Origin of the sequence: Pseudomonas sp. 9.2(2024) (assembly GCF_039695385.1) — a bacterium.
GTDB lineage: Bacteria > Pseudomonadota > Gammaproteobacteria > Pseudomonadales > Pseudomonadaceae > Aquipseudomonas > Aquipseudomonas paraglycinae.
In genome coordinates this window covers 2,218,138-2,235,248 of the sequence record NZ_CP155585.1, presented here as the reverse complement: position 1 = coordinate 2,235,248, position 17,111 = coordinate 2,218,138, and the positions used below count along the sequence as shown (strand labels likewise).

Below are 17,111 nucleotides of genomic sequence, written 5' to 3'. Positions count from 1 at the left end.
TATGAGACTCAAGCCCTTCCCCACATTCTTTGCACTGTTTTGCCTGCCCGGCCTCGCCGCGGCGGGGGAAAAGACCGTGTACGGCCTCAACGAATACGCTGCCCTCGACGGGATCAACCTGGAAGTGGCGGCGAAACTCGACACCGGGGCGAAAACCGCCTCCCTGAGCGCCCGCGACATCAAACGTTTCAAACGCAACGGCGAGTCCTGGGTACGTTTCTACCTGGCCATCGACGCCGCGCATTCGCACCCGATCGAACGGCCGCTGGCCCGGGTCAGCAAGATCAAGCGCCGCGCCGGCGACTACGACCCTGAAGAAGGCAAGAAGTACACCGCGCGCCCGGTGATCGAGCTGGACATCTGCATGGGTTCGGCAATGCGCAGCATCGAAGTGAACCTGACCGACCGTAGTGCGTTCCAATACCCGCTTTTGATCGGCTCCGAGGCGCTGAAACGCTTCGATGCGCTGGTCGATCCCAGTCTTAAATACGCTGCCGGCAAACCCGCCTGCGCCATCGCCGCTCATACCGCCGAGTAATTTCCATGCGTTCTCTAACCTTCCACCTGAAAGTCCTGATCACCATCCTGGTGTTGCTGGGCGTTTCGGTTACGGCCTATCAGATTTTCGTGCTCGGCATTCCAGTGACCGAAGACGCCACCGACGACCTGTGGAACATCGACGCCAAGGTCGAGTTCGTCGCCAGCACCAAGGATCCGGTGAAGATCCAGATGTTCGTGCCGCCCTTGAGCCGCGATTACGTCAGCCTCAATGAGAGCTTCATCTCCAACAACTACGGCGTGGCGGTCAACCGTGTCGACGGCAACCGCAAGGTCACCTGGTCGGCACGCCGGGCCAAGGGCAACCAGACCCTTTATTACCGCCTGGTGCTGACCAAGCGTTACACCGCCGAGAAAACCAAGATCAAAGGCCCGACCTTCCGCGACAGCATGGCCATCGAAGGCCCGGAAAAGATCGCCGCCGAAGCCCTGCTCGCCCCGATCCGCCAGCACTCGGCCGACGTCGAGACCTTCATTGGCGAAGCGATCAAACGCGTCAACAACGTCAACGACGACAACGTGAAACTGCTGCTGGCCGGCGATCCGTCGACGCCGCACAAAGCCAAAATCGTCGAGCTGCTGCTGTCCATCGCCCACGTGCCGGTGGAGAAAGTCCACACCATCCGCCTCGTCGCCGATCAGCCGCAAACTCCGGAACTGTGGCTGCGCAGCTTCAACGGCACCGACTGGCTGTATTTCAACCCGGAAACCGGTGAACAAGGCCTGCCGACCGACCGCCTGCTGTGGTGGAGCGGTGATGAAAACCTGATCACTGTCGACGGCGGCAAGAAGGCCAACGTGACCTTCAGCCTGAACAACAGCGAGATGAACGCGATTCGTCTGGCCAAGCTGACCGACGAAAACACCGACGCCAATTTCCTCGAATACTCGCTGTACGGCCTGCCGCTGCAAACCCAGCAGACGTTCATGATCATGGTGATGATCCCGATCGGCGTGCTGGTGATCCTGATCCTGCGCAACCTGATCGGCCTGCAGACCCTCGGCACGTTCACACCGGTGCTGATCGCCCTGGCCTTCCGCGAGACACAACTGGGCTTCGGCATCCTGCTGTTTACCGTGATCACCGCGCTTGGGCTGTCGCTGCGTTCGTACCTGGAACACTTGAAGTTGCAAATGCTGCCGCGCTTGTCGGTGGTGCTGACCTTCGTGGTGGTGCTGATTGCGGCGATCAGTCTGTTCAGTCACAAGCTCGGTCTTGAGCGCGGCCTGTCGGTGGCGCTGTTCCCGATGGTGATTCTGACCATGACCATCGAACGCCTGTCGATCACCTGGGAAGAACGCGGCGCCAGCCATGCCATGAAAGTGGCGATCGGCACGCTGTTCGCAGCGTCCCTGGCGCACTTGATCATGACCGTTCCTGAGCTGGTGTACTTCGTGTTCACCTTCCCGGCGATCCTGCTGATCCTGGTGGGCTTCATGCTGGCCATGGGTCGTTATCGCGGTTATCGCCTGACTGAACTCGTACGTTTCAAGGCTTTCCTGAAGAAGGCTGACGCCTGATGTTCGGTTTCTGGAAGACCTGGAAGGCCCTGGAAGCCCGGGGCATCATGGGCATCAATCGGCGTAACGCCGACTACGTGCTCAAGTACAACAAGCGCAGCCTGTACCCGATCGTCGATGACAAGATCATCACCAAGGAACGCGCGATCAAGGCCGGCATTCACGTGCCGGAACTGTATGGCGTGATTTCCACGGAGAAGGAAATCGACAAGCTCGGCGAGATCATCGGCGGGCGCAACGACTTCGTGATCAAGCCGGCCCAGGGCGCCGGCGGTGACGGCATCATCGTCATCGCCGACCGTTTCGAGGGCCGCTATCGCACGGTGTCGGGCAAGATCATTGCCCACGAAGAGCTGGAGCATCATATCTCCAGCATCCTCACCGGCCTGTATTCGCTGGGCGGTCACCGCGACCGGGCGCTGATCGAATACCGGGTGACCCCGGACCAGATCTTCAAAAGCATCAGCTACGAAGGCGTACCGGACATCCGCATCATCGTGCTGATGGGCTACCCGGTGATGGCTATGTTGCGCCTGCCGACCCGTCAATCCGGCGGCAAGGCCAACCTGCACCAGGGCGCCATCGGCGTCGGTGTCGACCTGGCCACCGGCCTGACCCTGCGCGGCACCTGGCTGAACAACATCATCACCAAACACCCGGACACCACCAACGCGGTGGACGGTGTGCAATTGCCCTACTGGGACGGATTCATGAAGCTCGCCGCCGGTTGCTATGAGCTGTGTGGCCTGGGGTACATCGGCGTGGACATGGTGCTGGACCAGGAGAAAGGCCCGCTGATTCTGGAGCTGAATGCGCGGCCGGGGCTGAATATCCAGATTGCCAACGATTGCGGACTGACGTTGCGTACCCATGCGGTGGAAGCGCATCTGGAAGAGCTCAAGGCGCGCGGCGTGACGGAGTCGGTTGAAGAGCGGGTGGCGTTTGCTCAGGAATTGTTTGGGCATATTCCGGCGGTCGAGGGCTGAAGCTCAGAAGCAAAAGCACCCTCACCCCAGCCCTCTCCCGGAGGGAGAGGGAGCCGACGGTGTTGAACATTCGAGTTACATCGACCTGAATGACCGAGTCGAACTCAGGCTTTGAAAAGCATGAAGATCTGCTCCCTTCCCCCTCTCCCCCTTTGGGGAGAGGGCTGGGGTGAGGGGGTAGGCTTTTGACTTTGATCTGGCATCGGAGAGGACTACAATCCCCACCCCGCCTCGATGGCCGATCTGCCCCGCCCATGTTGACCTGTTCCGTACACCCGCTGCCCTACCGCGCCAACCCTGCCGACTATTTCGCGGCCGTCCGCCATGCGCCCGGCGCCGTGCTGCTCGACAGTGGCCGGCCGAGTGCCGACCGTGGCCGTTATGACCTGCTCAGCGCCTGGCCGCTGGAACAACTGGCGGTGTTGCCGGACGAGCGCGGCGACGATTTCCTGCAACGTCTGCGGGACAATCTGACCCGCTTGGGCGACGCGCAATTGCCCGATGGGTACGAATTGCCCTTCGCCGGCGGCCTGATCGGTTACCTGAGCTACGACTTCGGCCGGCATCTGGAAAACCTGCCGAGCCAGGCCCGGGATGACCTGCAATTGCCCGATGCGCGTTTTGGGCTGTACGACTGGGCCTTGATCAGTGATCACCAATCGGCAACCAGCCAGTTGGTATTTCACCCTTCGGTCAGCGCCAGCGAGAAACAACGGCTGATCGATGTATTCAGCCAACCGGTGGGCGCCGAACTGACTCCGTTCAAGCTGAGCAGCCCGATGGCGGCAGATCTCTCAGCCGACGAGTACCGTCAGGCGTTCGAGCGTATCCAGCATTACATCCAGGCCGGCGACTGCTATCAGGTCAACTTCGCCCAGCGCTTCCGCGCGCCGTGCCAGGGCGATCCATGGCTGGCCTACTGCAAACTGCGTGAGGCCTGCCCGACGCCGTTTTCCGGTTTCCAGAGCCTGCCCGACGGCAACGCAGTGTTGAGCCTGTCGCCCGAGCGTTTCGTCAAAGTCAGCCAGCGTCAGGTGGAAACCCGCCCGATCAAGGGCACCCGCCCCCGTGGCGCGACCCAGGCCGAAGACGCGGCCAACGCCGCCGAACTGCTGGCCAGCCCCAAGGATCGCGCGGAAAACCTGATGATCGTCGACCTGCTGCGCAACGACCTGGGCCGCACCTGCCGCATCGGCTCGGTGCGGGTGCCGGAGTTGTTCAGTCTGGAAAGTTATCCGAACGTGCATCACCTGGTCAGCAGCGTGACCGGTGAACTGGCGGAAGATCGCGACGCTCTGGACCTGATCGCCGGCAGCTTCCCTGGCGGTTCGATCACCGGCGCGCCGAAGATTCGTGCGATGCAGATCATCGACGAACTGGAACCGACCCGACGTGGGTTGTATTGCGGTTCTTTGCTGTATCTGGACGTGCGTGGCGAGATGGACAGCTCCATCGCCATTCGCAGTCTGCTGGTGAAGGATGGACAGGTGTGCTGCTGGGGCGGTGGCGGGATCGTCGCCGATTCGGACTGGCAGGCGGAGTATCAGGAATCGATTACCAAGGTCAGAGTTTTGCTCGAAACCCTGCAAACCCTTTAACTAGAAGCGCCCCACGTTGATCGTTCCCACGTCGAGGCGTCGAACCGTCCGCGTGGGAATGCATCCCGTGACGCTCCGCGTCCCAGTGGACGCGGAGCATGGGAACGATCAAGGAATGTGATTACAGGGACAGGTCGCGGTTCGAAGCCTTGAGAAACTCCTGCTTCAAATCGGAAAACGTATGCACCGCCGGAAACTGCGGAAACTCGCGAATCACGTTATCCGGCGCATGGAACAGAATCCCCGCATCCGCTTCGCCCAGCATGCTGGTGTCGTTGTAGGAATCCCCCGCCGCAATCACCCGGTAATACAAGCCCTTGAAAGCCAGAACCGACTGACGTTTCGGATCTTTCTGACGCAACTGGTAACTGGTCACCCGCCCGGTGTCATCCGTAATCAGTCGGTGGCAGAGCAAGGTCGGAAAGCCCAACTGACGCATCAGCGGCTGGGAAAACTCGTAGAACGTGTCCGACAGAATCACCACCTGAAACCGCTCGCGCAGCCAGTTGACGAACTCCACCGCGCCGTCCAGCGGCTTGAGGGTGGCGATCACTTCCTGGATGTCCGAAAGCTTCAGGCCATGCTCGTCGAGGATGCGCAGGCGCTGCTTCATCAGCACGTCGTAGTCGGGAATGTCCCGGGTGGTGGCCTTGAGCGATTCGATTCCGGTTTTTTCGGCGAAGGCGATCCAGATTTCCGGCACCAGCACCCCTTCAAGATCAAGACAGGCGATTTCCACAAGACACTCCCGTTTGTAATGTTTATTGAGTCGAGCGAGCCCGAACTCTAGCGGCTCGACCTGGAGCGCGCAACGCAGAGGCCGCCCCGGCGGGCGTTGCTTTTTGTTAACATCGCCGCCATATAGAGCGCCCAGCGCCACCGACCTGTAGGAAGCCGCCCTGATGAGCCCAACGTTCGACGTCGTGGAACTCGCCACGACCTATGCCAACAAATCCGCCCAGGACATCCTCAAACTCGCGTTCGCCGAGTTCGGCGATGACCTGTGGATATCTTTCAGCGGCGCCGAGGATGTGGTGCTGGTGGACATGGCCTGGAAGCTGAACAAGAACGTCAAGGTGTTCAGTCTCGACACCGGCCGCCTGCATCCGGAAACCTACCGCTTCATCGATCAGGTGCGCGAGCATTACAAGATCGACATCGAACTGGTCTCGCCGGACTACACGAAACTTGAACCGTTCGTGAAGGAAAAAGGCCTGTTCAGCTTCTACAAGGACGGCCATGGCGAATGCTGCGGCATCCGCAAGATCGAGCCGTTGCGCCGTAAACTGTCCGGCGTCAAAGCCTGGGCCACCGGCCAGCGCCGCGACCAGAGCCCCGGCACCCGCAGCGCCGTGGCGGTGATGGAAATCGATACAGCGTTCTCCACCCCGGAGCGCACCCTGTACAAATTCAACCCGCTGGCGCAGATGACCAGCGAGGAAATCTGGGGCTACATCCGCATGCTGGAGCTGCCGTACAACAGCCTGCATGAGCGCGGTTTCATCAGCATCGGCTGCGAACCGTGCACCCGCCCTGTCCTGCCGAACCAGCACGAGCGCGAAGGTCGCTGGTGGTGGGAAGAAGCGACCCAGAAAGAATGCGGGTTGCATGCCGGGAACATCATCAGCAAGGCGTAAATTCCCAGCCCCGATGATGCGACTGTGGGAGCAAATCAGCTCCCACAGTGTTCTCTACCCGCTTTGAAAAATGTGTACACACGAATGTCACCATCGGTGCCATTTATGTGTGCACTTTTCGTTTCTGCGCCCTGAAAAGTTACATCACGCTACAGAAACACTCTTTCCCCGCGCCCGCCAGAATCCCTCCCGAAAAATAAATACCTGTTCGAACGGTCAATTTATATCGTCCGTATTTCAGCGACTTAGCGCTCTTCAATAACTTTTCGAAATCAGCGGTGATTTTCATAGATCGCCGGCTGGCACAGATCTGGCTTTAGTGCATACATGTTTTGTATACAAAACCGCAAAACATGAACCCACACTTTCGATCCGCAAGCCTGAAGCGCCCTATCCCGTACAGGCTGCAGATGCCCCGTAACCAGTGATGTTTTCACCGCCGCGACGAAGATCTGCCGAGCCCGAGTGCTCATGCACAGTCATCGTGGCCCGAACATCAGGAGCCTGCCGGAATGCGTACGAGTCTCTCCAATAACAACATCGCGCTGAATCTGCCCGCCTCTTCACCCCTCGACCACAGCGTGCGCGGTGATGGCATCGCCGAACCGCTGCAACTGAGCCCGCGTCTGCACAACAGTGACCTCGCGCCGACCAAGGTCGAAGGACGGCGTTGGGGCAAATACAGCATCTTTGCCCTGTGGACCAACGATGTGCACAACATCGCCAACTACTCGTTTGCCATCGGTCTGTACGCCCTGGGCCTGGGTGGCTGGCAGATTCTGCTGTCGCTGGGGATCGGCGCGGCGCTGGTGTACTTCTTCATGAACCTGTCCGGCTACATGGGGCAGAAAACCGGGGTGCCGTTTCCGGTGATCAGCCGGATCAGTTTCGGCATTCACGGGGCACAGATTCCTGCATTGATCCGGGCGGTGATCGCCATCGCCTGGTTCGGGATTCAGACGTACCTGGCGTCGGTGGTGTTTCGCGTGTTGCTCACGGCAATCCATCCCGGTTTCGCCGACTACGACCACAACTCGATCCTCGGCCTGTCGAGCCTGGGCTGGGTGTGTTTCGTGGCGATCTGGTTCGTGCAGTTGGCGATCCTCGCCTACGGCATGGAAATGGTCCGCCGCTACGAAGCCTTTGCCGGGCCGGTGATTCTGCTGACCGTCGCCTGCCTCGCCGCGTGGATGTACACCCAGGCCAACGCGACCATCGCCTGGTCGATCCGCGAACCACTGACCGGCGGCGAGATGTGGCGCAACATCTTTGCCGGCGGCGCTTTGTGGCTGGCGATCTACGGGACGCTGATCCTCAACTTCTGCGACTTCGCCCGCTCTTCGCCGTGCCGCAAGACGATCAAGATCGGAAATTTCTGGGGCCTGCCGGTCAATATTCTGGTGTTCGCCGGGATCACCGTCCTGCTGTGCGGCGCGCAATTTCAGATCAACGGCCGGATCATCGAAAGCCCGACCGAGATCATTGCGTCGATTCCCAACACGTTCTTTCTGGTACTCGGATGCCTGGCGTTCCTGATCGTCACCGTGGCGGTGAACATCATGGCCAACTTCGTCGCCCCGGCCTTCGTGCTCAGCAATCTGGCGCCGAAATACCTGACCTTCCGCCGCGCCGGGCTGATCAGCGCGACGATTGCGGTGCTGATCCTGCCGTGGAATCTCTACAACAGCCCGCTGGTGATCGTGTATTTCCTGTCCGGCCTCGGCGCCCTGCTCGGCCCGTTGTACGGCGTGATCATGGTCGACTACTGGCTGATCCGCAAAGGCCGGATCCACGTACCGCAGCTGTACAGCGAAAACCCGAACGGCGCGTATTACTACAGCCGCGGGATCAACCTGCGGGCTGTGGCGGCGTTCATTCCAGCCGCGCTGATCGCCATCGTCCTGGCTCTGGTGCCGGGCTTCCACCTCGTTTCGCCCTTCTCCTGGCTGATCGGCGCCGGCATTGCCGGGATGCTTTACCTGATCATCGCCAAACGCCAGCCGCACTACGCCGACGTCGACGGTGAAGCCATCGCCGTCGACAACGTCAGCCACTGAATCTTTTGGCGGCCCTTCGCGGGGCCGCAGAACCAACCGTAATAAGGACTTCCCATGCGAATTCTCGTGGTCAACGTCAACACCACCGAATCCATCACCCAGGCCATCGCCCGTTCGGCGCAGGCTGTCGCTTCCCCCGGCACCGAGATTGTCGGCCTGACGCCGTACTTCGGCGCCGATTCAGTCGAAGGCAATTTCGAAAGTTACCTGGCCGCCATCGCCGTGATGGACCGGGTGATGTCCTACGACCAGCCGTTCGACGCGGTGATCCAGGCCGGCTACGGCGAACACGGTCGCGAAGGCTTGCAGGAATTACTCAACGTGCCGGTGGTGGACATCACCGATGCGGCGGCCAGCACCGCGATGTTTCTTGGCCACGCCTATTCGGTGGTCACCACCCTTGATCGCACCGTGCCGCTGATCGAGGATCGGCTGAAACTGTCCGGCCTGTGGGATCGCTGCGCCTCGGTGCGCGCCAGTGGTCTTGCGGTTCTGGAGCTGGAACATGAACCGCAGCGGGCGCTGGAAGCCATCGTGCATCAGGCGGAACTGGCGGTGACTCAGGATAAAGCCGAAGTGATCTGCCTCGGTTGCGGCGGCATGGCCGGGCTCGACGAGAAGATCCGTCAGCGCACTGGCGTGCCGGTGGTGGACGGTGTCACAGCGGCCGTGACCATCGCCGAATCGCTGGTGCGACTGGGCCTGTCGACGTCCAAGGTGCGAACCTATGCGACGCCTCGACCGAAAACCATCATCGGCTGGCCAGCACGTTTTGCGCGTTGAATCGCTCGGCGAGGCCCAGGGTTGAAAACTGCTCGATGACAAAATCGACGAACGCCCGGGTCTTGCCCGGCAGCAATCTGTGTTCGGCGTAATAGATGGAGATGTTGCCGTCGTCGACGTACCAGTCGGGCAAGACTCGCTGCAACGTCCCCGCCTCAAGATAGCCGACCGCAAACGGCATGCTCACCAACGCAATCCCCAACCCCTGCGCCGCCGTGGCGCAGGCGGCTTCTGAATCGCTCATGGTCATTCGTGCCTTGAGGGTTAGCGGGCTGTGTTGCCGGGTGCGATGCGTCAACTGCCAGGAGCGCACGCGACCGGTCTGCGGTGAGCGGATCAGGATGCCGTCGTGCAGCTTGAGGTCGTCCGGCTCGCTGATCGGCGCGTATCGATCCAGATAATCCTTGGAAGCCACCAACACCCGATGCGCCGGTGTGAGCCTGCGCGCCACCACGCCTTGGGGCAGTTCGAAGCCACCGCCAATCGCCGCATCGAAACGCTGGCCGATCAGATCGACCTGGCGGTTATCGAAATGCCAGTCCGGGTTGATCGCCGGAAATCTTTTCAGAAACTCCCCCAGCAACGGCACGATGTACAAGCGGCCGAACACCGTGCCCATGCTGACTTTCAGCGTGCCCGCCGGTTGACCGCCGGCGCTGGCCAGATTGTTCACTGCATTCTGGATGGTGGTGAGACTGCCGCTGACCTCACTCAGAAACAGTTGCCCCGCTTCCGTCAGGGTCAATCTTCGGGTGCTACGCTGGAACAGCCTCACGCCGAGGCGCGCTTCCAGTTTCGCCACGCTTTTACCCACGGCGGCCGGTGTCAGGCTCAGGCGGCGCGCGGCCTCGGCAAAGCTGCCGACTTCGGCGCTGCGCACGAAGCATTCGATACTGCTGAAGGTTTCCATGGCCGCCACTCTAAACTTTTGGTTTACACAGACTATAGCAACCACGGTCTACCCGCCTATTGGCGAGGGGCAGATACTCGACACCACACCAAGGCAGCCTGCCTTGAAACTTCTGGAGATCGAACATGACCACTCAACACCTCAGCGGTAAAGTCGCTCTGATTCAAGGCGGCTCTCGCGGCATCGGTGCCGCCATCGTCAAACGCCTGGCCGCTGAAGGCGCCGCGGTTGCCTTTACCTACGTCAGCTCCGCCGCCAAGGCTGAAGAACTGCAAAACAGCATCACCGCTACCGGCGGCAAAGCCCTGGCGATCAAGGCCGACAGCGCCGACGCCGGTGCCATTCGCCACGCGGTAAGCGCCACTGTCGAAACCTTTGGCCGCCTCGACATCCTGGTCAACAACGCCGGTGTACTGGCCGTCGCCCCGCTGGAAGACTTCAAACTGGAAGACTTCGACCAGACCCTGGCAATCAACGTGCGCAGCGTGTTCATCGCCAGCCAGGAAGCCGCCAAACACATGGGCGAAGGCTCGCGCATCATCAACATCGGCAGCACCAACGCCGACCGCATGCCCTTCGCCGGTGGCGGCGTGTATGCGATGAGTAAATCCGCACTGGTGGGCCTGACCAAAGGCCTGGCCCGCGACCTCGGCCCACGCGGCATCACCATCAACAACGTGCAGCCTGGCCCGGTCGACACCGACATGAACCCGGCCCACGGCGAGTTCGCCGACAGCCTGATCCCGCTGATGGCGGTGGGTCGCTACGGTAAGGCAGAGGAAATCGCCAGCTTCGTCGCCTATCTCGCAGGCCCGGAGGCCGGCTATATCACCGGTGCCAGCCTGACCATCGACGGTGGTTTCGGCGCCTGATTGATCAGATAGTCGATAACGAAAAACGCCGCCCCTCCTTTGACAGAGGGGCGGCGTTTTTTGTCTGCGGTTTGATCAGGCCCAGTTGAGCGCTGGCAATCCGCACGCACTCGGCGTGAACGCCTTCAACGTACGAAGAATTCCGTCGGCGTGTGCGTATTTTTCATCGGCCATGGCGGCATCGGGAATGGCGATGGCGGTCATGCCGGCTGCTTTCGCTGCCGTCACGCCGAATGGCGAATCTTCGAACACCAGGCAATCTTCCGGCGCTACACCCAGGCGGCGCGCGGCGGTGAGGAAGATGTCCGGCGCCGGTTTGGCCGCGCCGACTTCCGGGTCGTCAGCGGTGACGATGAAGTCGAACAACGCGAACCAGTCGCGGTGCAAGGTGGTTTTCTGACCGAAAGACTGGCGCGACGAACTGGTGCCGACGGCAATCGGAATGTTGTGCGCCTTGAGGTGGCGGATCAGTTCCTCGGCGCCCGGCATCGCTTGCGCGGTGGGAAAACGCTCGCGCATCAGCGGCTCGCGGATCACCAGAAACTCTTCGGCGGTGATCGGCAGGTCCAGCGCCTCGACCACATAACGGGCCAGATCGCCGGCGCCACGCCCGATGATGTTCTGCTTGATGCTCCAGTCGAAAGTGCGCCCGTACCGCTCGGCAATCAGCGAGGTAACCTCGGTGTAGATGCCCTCGGTGTCCAGCAGCAAACCGTCCATATCGAAAATCACGGCCTTGATCGGGCCGAACGCCTTCAGCGGTGCATTCATCATCGGATCCGTTATCAAAGACATCCCGGGCGGCGTGGATAGCGCCGCTGCTCGGATCTGATTAAAGGGTTCAGCAGCATAACGAGCCCGGCCAAGGTTGAGCAACGGGCAATGTCGGTTGTCCGCCGAACGCCCTCTCGCACATTTAGAGAATCGCCCTACAGACATCGCCTACTCGGCTGACTTCTTTCCTGTTTGATCCCCCGCAAAGTTTCGCGCCATTCCCCTGATGCGCGCGAGTGACTGCGAATGCTTCCATCTGACCAACTCCTGAAACTGAACAACAGCATTGGTTTGCTGGTGGTCGCTGCGCTGAACCCTGATCAGCCCGACGTCGAAAAGCTGTTTCAGGAGTTTCGCCTTTGCCTCAACAACTATGACGCCTGGGCCGAGCAGTTCTGGACGGGCACCGCGCTGGGTGTCGAGCAAGTGTTCCAGGTCGGCAACGATGTCCGGCTCAGTGCACCGGTTGCCAGCCGCAAACCCATCAGTTCCTCCGTGGCCATGTGTTCCGCCAGCGGCTCCCTGACGCTGGTGCACATGTTCGAAGCCGCGCGGTTTGTGCCGATCGGCGATACGCCGGTGACCCTTGAACCGGTCATTTCCGATGTCGACGGTGTTCTGGGTTTCGGCGATCCACTGCATTACACCATCGGCCCCAGTGGCATTCTCAAGGTCGACGACTGCGACCGGGGCCAGCGTTATCGCATCACCTTCTTTCCCGATGTTTCCACTGCGCATATCCGGACGTTATACGCCTCGTATCAAGGCCTCATCGATGGTCTGGAAGGCTGGTTACGTGAGGAATGGAAAGGGTTTCAACCGCAGTGGACGGCGTTTTCCAGCGCCGGTTTCACCGAGCGTTACGGGCAGTTGCAACAGGCTGACTGGCACGGTTTTGAATCCGCCCTGAATGGCGTCTGGGACGACGTGAAGCAGCTGTTTGCCCTGCTTGCAGACTTGCAGGCCAACAGCGAAAAGCTTCTGCAGTACCTGTCCAGCGCTGAACTGGATGCCTTGCTTGCGGCGTCCTCCGAGGCCATCGCCAATGGCCTGCTGATGCTCGGCGATGAGCCGTTGCTGTTCATTTATCTGGCGGCCTTTACCAGTTGGCTGAAGATGCTGCCGCCGCAGTATCTGGCCGAGGTGGTGGCCGAAGTTCGCGCTGAGCTGCTGGTCAGTTTTCTTCTGATGTGTGTGTCGGGTGGCATGGGTGTGCCGCTGCGGTTGAGCACCAAAGTAATGGGCAAGATCAAGTCACCGCGTGCGCGGGAATGGCTGGCGGCTTCGGCGTTGCGGCTGGCGGAGCTGACCTCCGCGCCTGATCTGACCCGGCATGCGAGCGCGTTGAAACCGCTGATGGTCAATGCGGGTCCGGCACCGTTGCGGCCGACACCGGCTATTCCGCTGGAGGTTCGCACGGCGGATGCGCTGGTGCTGAAGGTGCCCAATCCGGCGGCCATTGCCCGCGACAAGTCCCATGGCATGACGCGAATGGAGCGGCATGAGCCTCGCGATGATGCTTCGGATCAGGCGAAAAATCCCAACGGTGACAGTGCCGATTGTGCGCCGCGGACCTGCACCAATGGCTGTCCGGTGTCGATGGTCACCGGCGAAGAGTTGTTGACCCTCACCGATGGTGTGCTCGATGGGCTGTTGCCGTTCGAGTTCAGCCGCTTGTACCGCAGCAGCGCGGCCGAGATTGATGTCGGGCTAGGGTTTGGCTGGAGTCACTCGCTGGCGCATCGGCTGGAGGTCGAGGGCGCTTCGGTGTTCTGGGTGGACCACGAGAACCGGCGCACGCGGTTTCCGTTGCCGAGTGTCGAGCGGCCGGCGATACACAACAGCCTGTCGCGGGCGGCGATCTTTCTCGGGGATGAGCCGGAGGAGTTGATTGTTGCGCTGGCGGGGGACGCGGCGCGGTTTTATCACTTTCGGGCTGGGGGTCTGACGGCGGTCAGCGATGCGTACGGCAACCGCTTGCGTATTACGCGGGACCGTCTGGATCGCGTTGAGCGCCTCGACAACGGCGCTGGTCGCTCCTTGTTGCTGCGCTATGAGCGGGCGCATCTGGTCGCGGTCGATTATCAGGTTTTTCGGGATTCGACCTGGCGCACCGAGCAGACGCTGGCCAGCTACCGCTTTGATGCCCGCCATCGGTTGATCGAGGCGGCGAACGCGGTCGGCGAAAGCGAGCGTTACGACTACGACGACCAGCACGCCATCCTGCAACGGCAACTGGCCGGCGGTGCGAGTTTCTTCTGGGAATGGGAACGTGCCGGCAAGGCGGCGCGCTGTGTGCGGCACTGGGCGTCGTTTTCGCAGATGGACACGCTTTACGTCTGGGATGACGCTGGCCGGGTCACCGTGCAGTACGTCGATGGGACTGAGGAAACTTACGTCCACGACGACACCGCGCGGTTGGTGCGTCAGGTCGCCGCCGATGGTGGCGAACAGCTCAAGGCATACGATTCCGCGGGTCGGTTGGTCGCCGAGCAGGATGCGCTGGGCGCGGTCACCGAGTACCGCTATGACGACGCCGGGCGGTTGATCGCGCTGATTCCGCCGGACGATGCGCCGACGTCCTACGAGTACCGCAACGGTTTCCTGCACAGCCGCTCACGTGGCGATGCGGTGTGGACGTACCGGCGCAATGCCCAGGGTGACATCACCGAAGCGGTCGATCCCGATGGCCATGTCACCCATTACCACTACGACGCGCAGGGGCGGTTGCTGTCGATCCGTTATCCGGATTCCGGTCGCCATGTGTTCGTGTGGAACGACCTCGGGCAACTGGTCGAGGAAAGCCTGCCGGACGGTGGGGTTCGGAAGTTTTCCTACGACCTGCAGGGACGACGGATTACTGCGCAGGATGAGCATGGTGCGGTCACCTACCACGCGTGGGATGCCGTTGGCCGGCTGATCCAGACCACCTCGCCGAATGGCGCCACTCGAGCCTTCAGTTATAGCGCTTACGGCCAGATCACCGCCGAACGCGATGAACTGGGGCGGATCACCCGCTACGAGTATGACGACGACCTGCATTTGGTCAGCCGACGGATCAACCCCGACGGCACACGAGTCCAGTACCGCTACGACCATGCGCAGCTGCTGCTGACGGAAATCGAGAACGAGTCCGGCGAAAAGTATCGGCTGGACTACACGCCCACCGGACTGATCCGACAGGAAACCGGCTTCGATGGTCGGCGCACGGCGTATGCCTACGACCGCAACGGTCATCTGCTGGAGAAGACCGAGTTCGGCGACGACGGCACCACGCTGGTCACCACTTACCAGCGCGACAGCGCCGGGCGATTGCTGCTCAAGACCCTGCCGGACGGGGTCGAGGTCAGCTACCGCTATGACCGTCTCGGCCGGCTGGTCGGCGTGGATGACGGCCAGGATCACCCGCTGGCCTTCGAATACGACCTGCAGGACCGGCTGGTGCGCGAGCATCAGGGCTGGGGCACCCTGCGTTACGCCTACGACGCCTGCGGCCAGCTCACCCGCCTGCGTCTGCCGGACAACAGCAAACTCGATTACCACTACGCCAAGGGCGGGGCGCTGACGGCGATCGACCTCAACGGTGCCTTGCTGACCCGCCACGTCTACCAGAACGGCCGCGAACAGCAGCGCCAGCAGGGCCTGCTGCTCAGCGAATACACCTACGACGAACAGGGCCGCTTGAAGTCCCACGCCGTAGGCCATCAACGCAGCGCGCTGTACCGCCGCGACTTTGCCTACAGCGCCAAGGGCAATCTCGAACACATCGCCGACACCCGCCACGGCCAGCGCAGCTACACCTACGACGCCCTCGACCGGCTGATCCGTGTACGCCATACCCGCGACGACCTGCCGGAAACCTTCGCCCACGACCCGGCCGGCAACCTGCTGATGCAGGATCGCCCCGGTCCGACACAGATCAAAGGCAATCGCCTGCTGATGCAGGGCGATCGTCATTACGACTACGACGCCTTCGGCAACCTGATCCGCGAACGCCGCGGCCGCGCGCAAACCCTTGTCACCGAATACCGCTACGACAGCCAGCACCGCCTGATCGGCCTGACCCGCCCCGACGGCAAAACCGCGACCTACCAATACGACGCCTTCGGCCGGCGCATCCGCAAAACCGTCGACGGCCAGACCACCGAGTTCTTCTGGCAAGGCGACCACCTGATCGCCGAAAGCAGCAAGGAACAGCACCGCAGCTTCATCTACGAACCCGGCACCTTCCGCCCATTGGCCATGCTCGACGGCAAAGGCCCGAAACGCGCCTGCCCGTTCTACTACCAGCTCGACCACCTCGGCACCCCGCAGGAACTGACCGACTACAGCGGCGAGATCGTCTGGTCAGCCAAATACAGCGCCTACGGCAAGGTCACCTCGCTGGAACTGGCGACCGAGGACTACCTGAACCAGCCGCTGCGCTTTCAGGGGCAATATTTCGATGACGAAAGCGGGCTGCATTACAACCGGCACCGGTACTACGACCCGGACGTGGGACGGTATCTGACGCCGGATCCGGTGAAGCTGGCGGGTGGGCTGAATCAGTACCGGTACGTGCCGAATCCGACGGGGTGGGTGGATCCGTTAGGGTTGACGTCCAACTGTCCGCCGCCGAACAAGCCGGGTTGTTCGGTGCCGGATGGGGTGGGTGGCTCGGTTGTTGACGAAGGTGAGCCGCTGATTCCAAAGCCAAAATCTCGACCCGAAAATTTTGGGAGTGATGAAAAGCTTACCGGGCATTTTGAAAAGCATGGCGCCGAATTCAAAGCGATGAGCAACGAAGAGTACTTACTCACCGCGCGAGGCGTTGTGAATCAAGGCACGCGTGTGGAGTACTTATACAAGGGAGAGCTGCGAGCAGGGTATATCCAGTTGATGGGGACTAACCGAAAAGGTGAAGCGAAATTCGCTTTCGTTGGCACCAACACCAATGATGAAATTACGACTCTACACACCAAAAGTGGGAAAGAGTTTTGGCGGACAATCAATGGTAATGCACGAGATAAAACAGTGAGACCCGCTCATGACTAAGACGTACAAAGCACTGGTTGTCGAAATAGACCCGTATGTAGAAGAAGCTATTTTGCTGGTCGTGGAGGGCACAGCGGTCAGATGTTTCGTAAGCTACAGCCCTTCAGAAATTGAGGTGGGAAAAACTTACGAAGTTGAGTTCGAAATGGTGTTATCTGATGAAGAATGTGTATCACCTTCAGAATGCGAAAAAACGCAGATCAAGATGCTCGGTAGCGGATTCCCCTGTGAGATTTATGGCTACCTGGATGGCGAAGTTTTCCGGTCTTTAGTTGATTTTACTGATCAGGATATCCACTACGAATTTCCACATCTAAATGGGCAATTTGTCAAAATTAACGCGGACAGGATTGATGTTTCGTTTGTTCGATAGCGAATGGC

General features: G+C 60.7%; 14 protein-coding genes and 2 pseudogenes. 13 read left to right on the top strand and 3 right to left on the bottom strand.

Features of this window, described 5'->3' with window-relative positions:
• The first annotated feature begins 1 nt into the window (after position 1).
• The 4 genes from ABFB52_RS10145 (at position 2) to pabB (ending at position 4,663) form a co-directional block, all read left to right on the top strand.
• Positions 2-538, top strand: coding sequence for an ATP-dependent zinc protease (locus ABFB52_RS10145; protein ID WP_011333239.1), 537 nt, complete (start codon positions 2-4; stop codon positions 536-538).
• Between the two features lie 5 nt (positions 539-543).
• Positions 544-2,079, top strand: coding sequence for an inactive transglutaminase family protein (locus tag ABFB52_RS10140; RefSeq protein ID WP_007951967.1), 1,536 nt, complete (start codon positions 544-546; stop codon positions 2,077-2,079).
• Positions 2,079-3,065 (top strand): alpha-L-glutamate ligase-like protein, encoded by a 987-nt coding sequence (locus ABFB52_RS10135; RefSeq protein ID WP_085747914.1) that lies wholly within the window; start codon positions 2,079-2,081, stop codon positions 3,063-3,065. Before ABFB52_RS10140 ends, ABFB52_RS10135 begins: the two co-directional genes overlap by 1 nt.
• Positions 3,066-3,319: 254 nt before the next feature.
• Positions 3,320-4,663, top strand: coding sequence for an aminodeoxychorismate synthase component I (gene pabB, locus ABFB52_RS10130; RefSeq protein WP_129974337.1), 1,344 nt, complete (start codon positions 3,320-3,322; stop codon positions 4,661-4,663).
• A gap of 121 nt (positions 4,664-4,784) precedes the next feature.
• On the opposite strand, the gene thrH is transcribed toward pabB, so the two are convergent.
• The gene (gene thrH / locus ABFB52_RS10125; RefSeq protein ID WP_129974338.1) at positions 4,785-5,402 is read right to left on the bottom strand and encodes a bifunctional phosphoserine phosphatase/homoserine phosphotransferase ThrH; all 618 of its coding nucleotides are present in this window, start codon (positions 5,400-5,402) and stop codon (positions 4,785-4,787) included.
• A gap of 163 nt (positions 5,403-5,565) precedes the next feature.
• Here thrH and ABFB52_RS10120 point away from each other — a divergent pair, with 163 nt between their 5' ends.
• The 3 genes from ABFB52_RS10120 (at position 5,566) to ABFB52_RS10110 (ending at position 9,140) form a co-directional block, all read left to right on the top strand.
• Positions 5,566-6,300: a phosphoadenylyl-sulfate reductase gene (locus tag ABFB52_RS10120; RefSeq protein WP_007960132.1), complete on the top strand. Its 735-nt coding sequence runs from the start codon at positions 5,566-5,568 to the stop codon at positions 6,298-6,300.
• Positions 6,301-6,812: 512 nt separating this feature from the next.
• A complete protein-coding gene (locus tag ABFB52_RS10115; RefSeq protein WP_129974339.1) occupies positions 6,813-8,357 on the top strand; it encodes an NCS1 family nucleobase:cation symporter-1 in 1,545 nt (514 codons plus the stop codon).
• A 54-nt stretch (positions 8,358-8,411) separates the two neighbouring features.
• Positions 8,412-9,140, top strand: a complete 729-nt coding sequence (locus ABFB52_RS10110) for an aspartate/glutamate racemase family protein (protein WP_064378736.1) — start codon at positions 8,412-8,414, stop codon at positions 9,138-9,140.
• Here ABFB52_RS10110 and ABFB52_RS10105 read toward each other — a convergent pair.
• Positions 9,109-10,050 (bottom strand): LysR family transcriptional regulator, encoded by a 942-nt coding sequence (locus tag ABFB52_RS10105; protein ID WP_129974340.1) that lies wholly within the window; start codon positions 10,048-10,050, stop codon positions 9,109-9,111. The genes ABFB52_RS10110 and ABFB52_RS10105 overlap by 32 nt on opposite strands.
• Positions 10,051-10,175: 125 nt before the next feature.
• Here ABFB52_RS10105 and ABFB52_RS10100 point away from each other — a divergent pair, with 125 nt between their 5' ends.
• On the top strand, positions 10,176-10,922 hold the full coding sequence (locus ABFB52_RS10100; RefSeq protein ID WP_129974341.1) for a 3-oxoacyl-ACP reductase family protein: 747 nt from the start codon (positions 10,176-10,178) through the stop codon (positions 10,920-10,922).
• Between the two features lie 75 nt (positions 10,923-10,997).
• Here ABFB52_RS10100 and ABFB52_RS10095 read toward each other — a convergent pair whose 3' ends face one another.
• The gene (locus ABFB52_RS10095) at positions 10,998-11,693 is read right to left on the bottom strand and encodes an HAD-IA family hydrolase (RefSeq protein ID WP_085747921.1); all 696 of its coding nucleotides are present in this window, start codon (positions 11,691-11,693) and stop codon (positions 10,998-11,000) included.
• Between the two features lie 249 nt (positions 11,694-11,942).
• Between ABFB52_RS10095 and ABFB52_RS10090 the strand changes: the two are divergent.
• The 5 genes and pseudogenes from ABFB52_RS10090 to ABFB52_RS10070 all read left to right on the top strand — a co-directional run.
• Positions 11,943-14,522: pseudogene (locus tag ABFB52_RS10090) on the top strand (DUF6531 domain-containing protein); the annotation flags it as partial.
• 71 nt (positions 14,523-14,593) lie between these two features.
• On the top strand, positions 14,594-14,662 hold the full coding sequence (locus tag ABFB52_RS10085; protein ID WP_346836138.1) for a hypothetical protein: 69 nt from the start codon (positions 14,594-14,596) through the stop codon (positions 14,660-14,662).
• Positions 14,655-15,218, top strand: a pseudogene (locus ABFB52_RS10080) (type IV secretion protein Rhs); the annotation flags it as partial. The gene ABFB52_RS10085 and the pseudogene ABFB52_RS10080, both read left to right, overlap by 8 nt.
• A 369-nt stretch (positions 15,219-15,587) precedes the next feature.
• Positions 15,588-16,730: an RHS repeat-associated core domain-containing protein gene (locus ABFB52_RS10075; protein ID WP_346836137.1), complete on the top strand. Its 1,143-nt coding sequence runs from the start codon at positions 15,588-15,590 to the stop codon at positions 16,728-16,730.
• Positions 16,723-17,103, top strand: a complete 381-nt coding sequence (locus ABFB52_RS10070; RefSeq protein WP_102688299.1) for a hypothetical protein — start codon at positions 16,723-16,725, stop codon at positions 17,101-17,103. Before ABFB52_RS10075 ends, ABFB52_RS10070 begins: the two co-directional genes overlap by 8 nt.
• Positions 17,104-17,111: the final 8 nt, after the last annotated feature.

Excerpts from the sequence above, each read along its gene's own strand:
- ABFB52_RS10145 (WP_011333239.1), top strand. The coding sequence starts at position 2 with ATGAGACTCAAGCCCTTCCCCACATTCTTTGCACTGTTTTGCCTGCCC.
- ABFB52_RS10140 (WP_007951967.1), top strand. The coding sequence starts at position 544 with ATGCGTTCTCTAACCTTCCACCTGAAAGTCCTGATCACCATCCTGGTG.
- ABFB52_RS10135 (WP_085747914.1), top strand. The coding sequence starts at position 2,079 with ATGTTCGGTTTCTGGAAGACCTGGAAGGCCCTGGAAGCCCGGGGCATC.
- pabB (WP_129974337.1), top strand. The coding sequence starts at position 3,320 with ATGTTGACCTGTTCCGTACACCCGCTGCCCTACCGCGCCAACCCTGCC.
- ABFB52_RS10120 (WP_007960132.1), top strand. The coding sequence starts at position 5,566 with ATGAGCCCAACGTTCGACGTCGTGGAACTCGCCACGACCTATGCCAAC.
- ABFB52_RS10115 (WP_129974339.1), top strand. The coding sequence starts at position 6,813 with ATGCGTACGAGTCTCTCCAATAACAACATCGCGCTGAATCTGCCCGCC.
- ABFB52_RS10110 (WP_064378736.1), top strand. The coding sequence starts at position 8,412 with ATGCGAATTCTCGTGGTCAACGTCAACACCACCGAATCCATCACCCAG.
- ABFB52_RS10105 (WP_129974340.1), bottom strand. The coding sequence starts at position 10,050 with ATGGAAACCTTCAGCAGTATCGAATGCTTCGTGCGCAGCGCCGAAGTC.
- ABFB52_RS10100 (WP_129974341.1), top strand. The coding sequence starts at position 10,176 with ATGACCACTCAACACCTCAGCGGTAAAGTCGCTCTGATTCAAGGCGGC.
- ABFB52_RS10095 (WP_085747921.1), bottom strand. The coding sequence starts at position 11,693 with ATGAATGCACCGCTGAAGGCGTTCGGCCCGATCAAGGCCGTGATTTTC.
- ABFB52_RS10075 (WP_346836137.1), top strand. The coding sequence starts at position 15,588 with ATGCAGGATCGCCCCGGTCCGACACAGATCAAAGGCAATCGCCTGCTG.
- ABFB52_RS10070 (WP_102688299.1), top strand. The coding sequence starts at position 16,723 with ATGACTAAGACGTACAAAGCACTGGTTGTCGAAATAGACCCGTATGTA.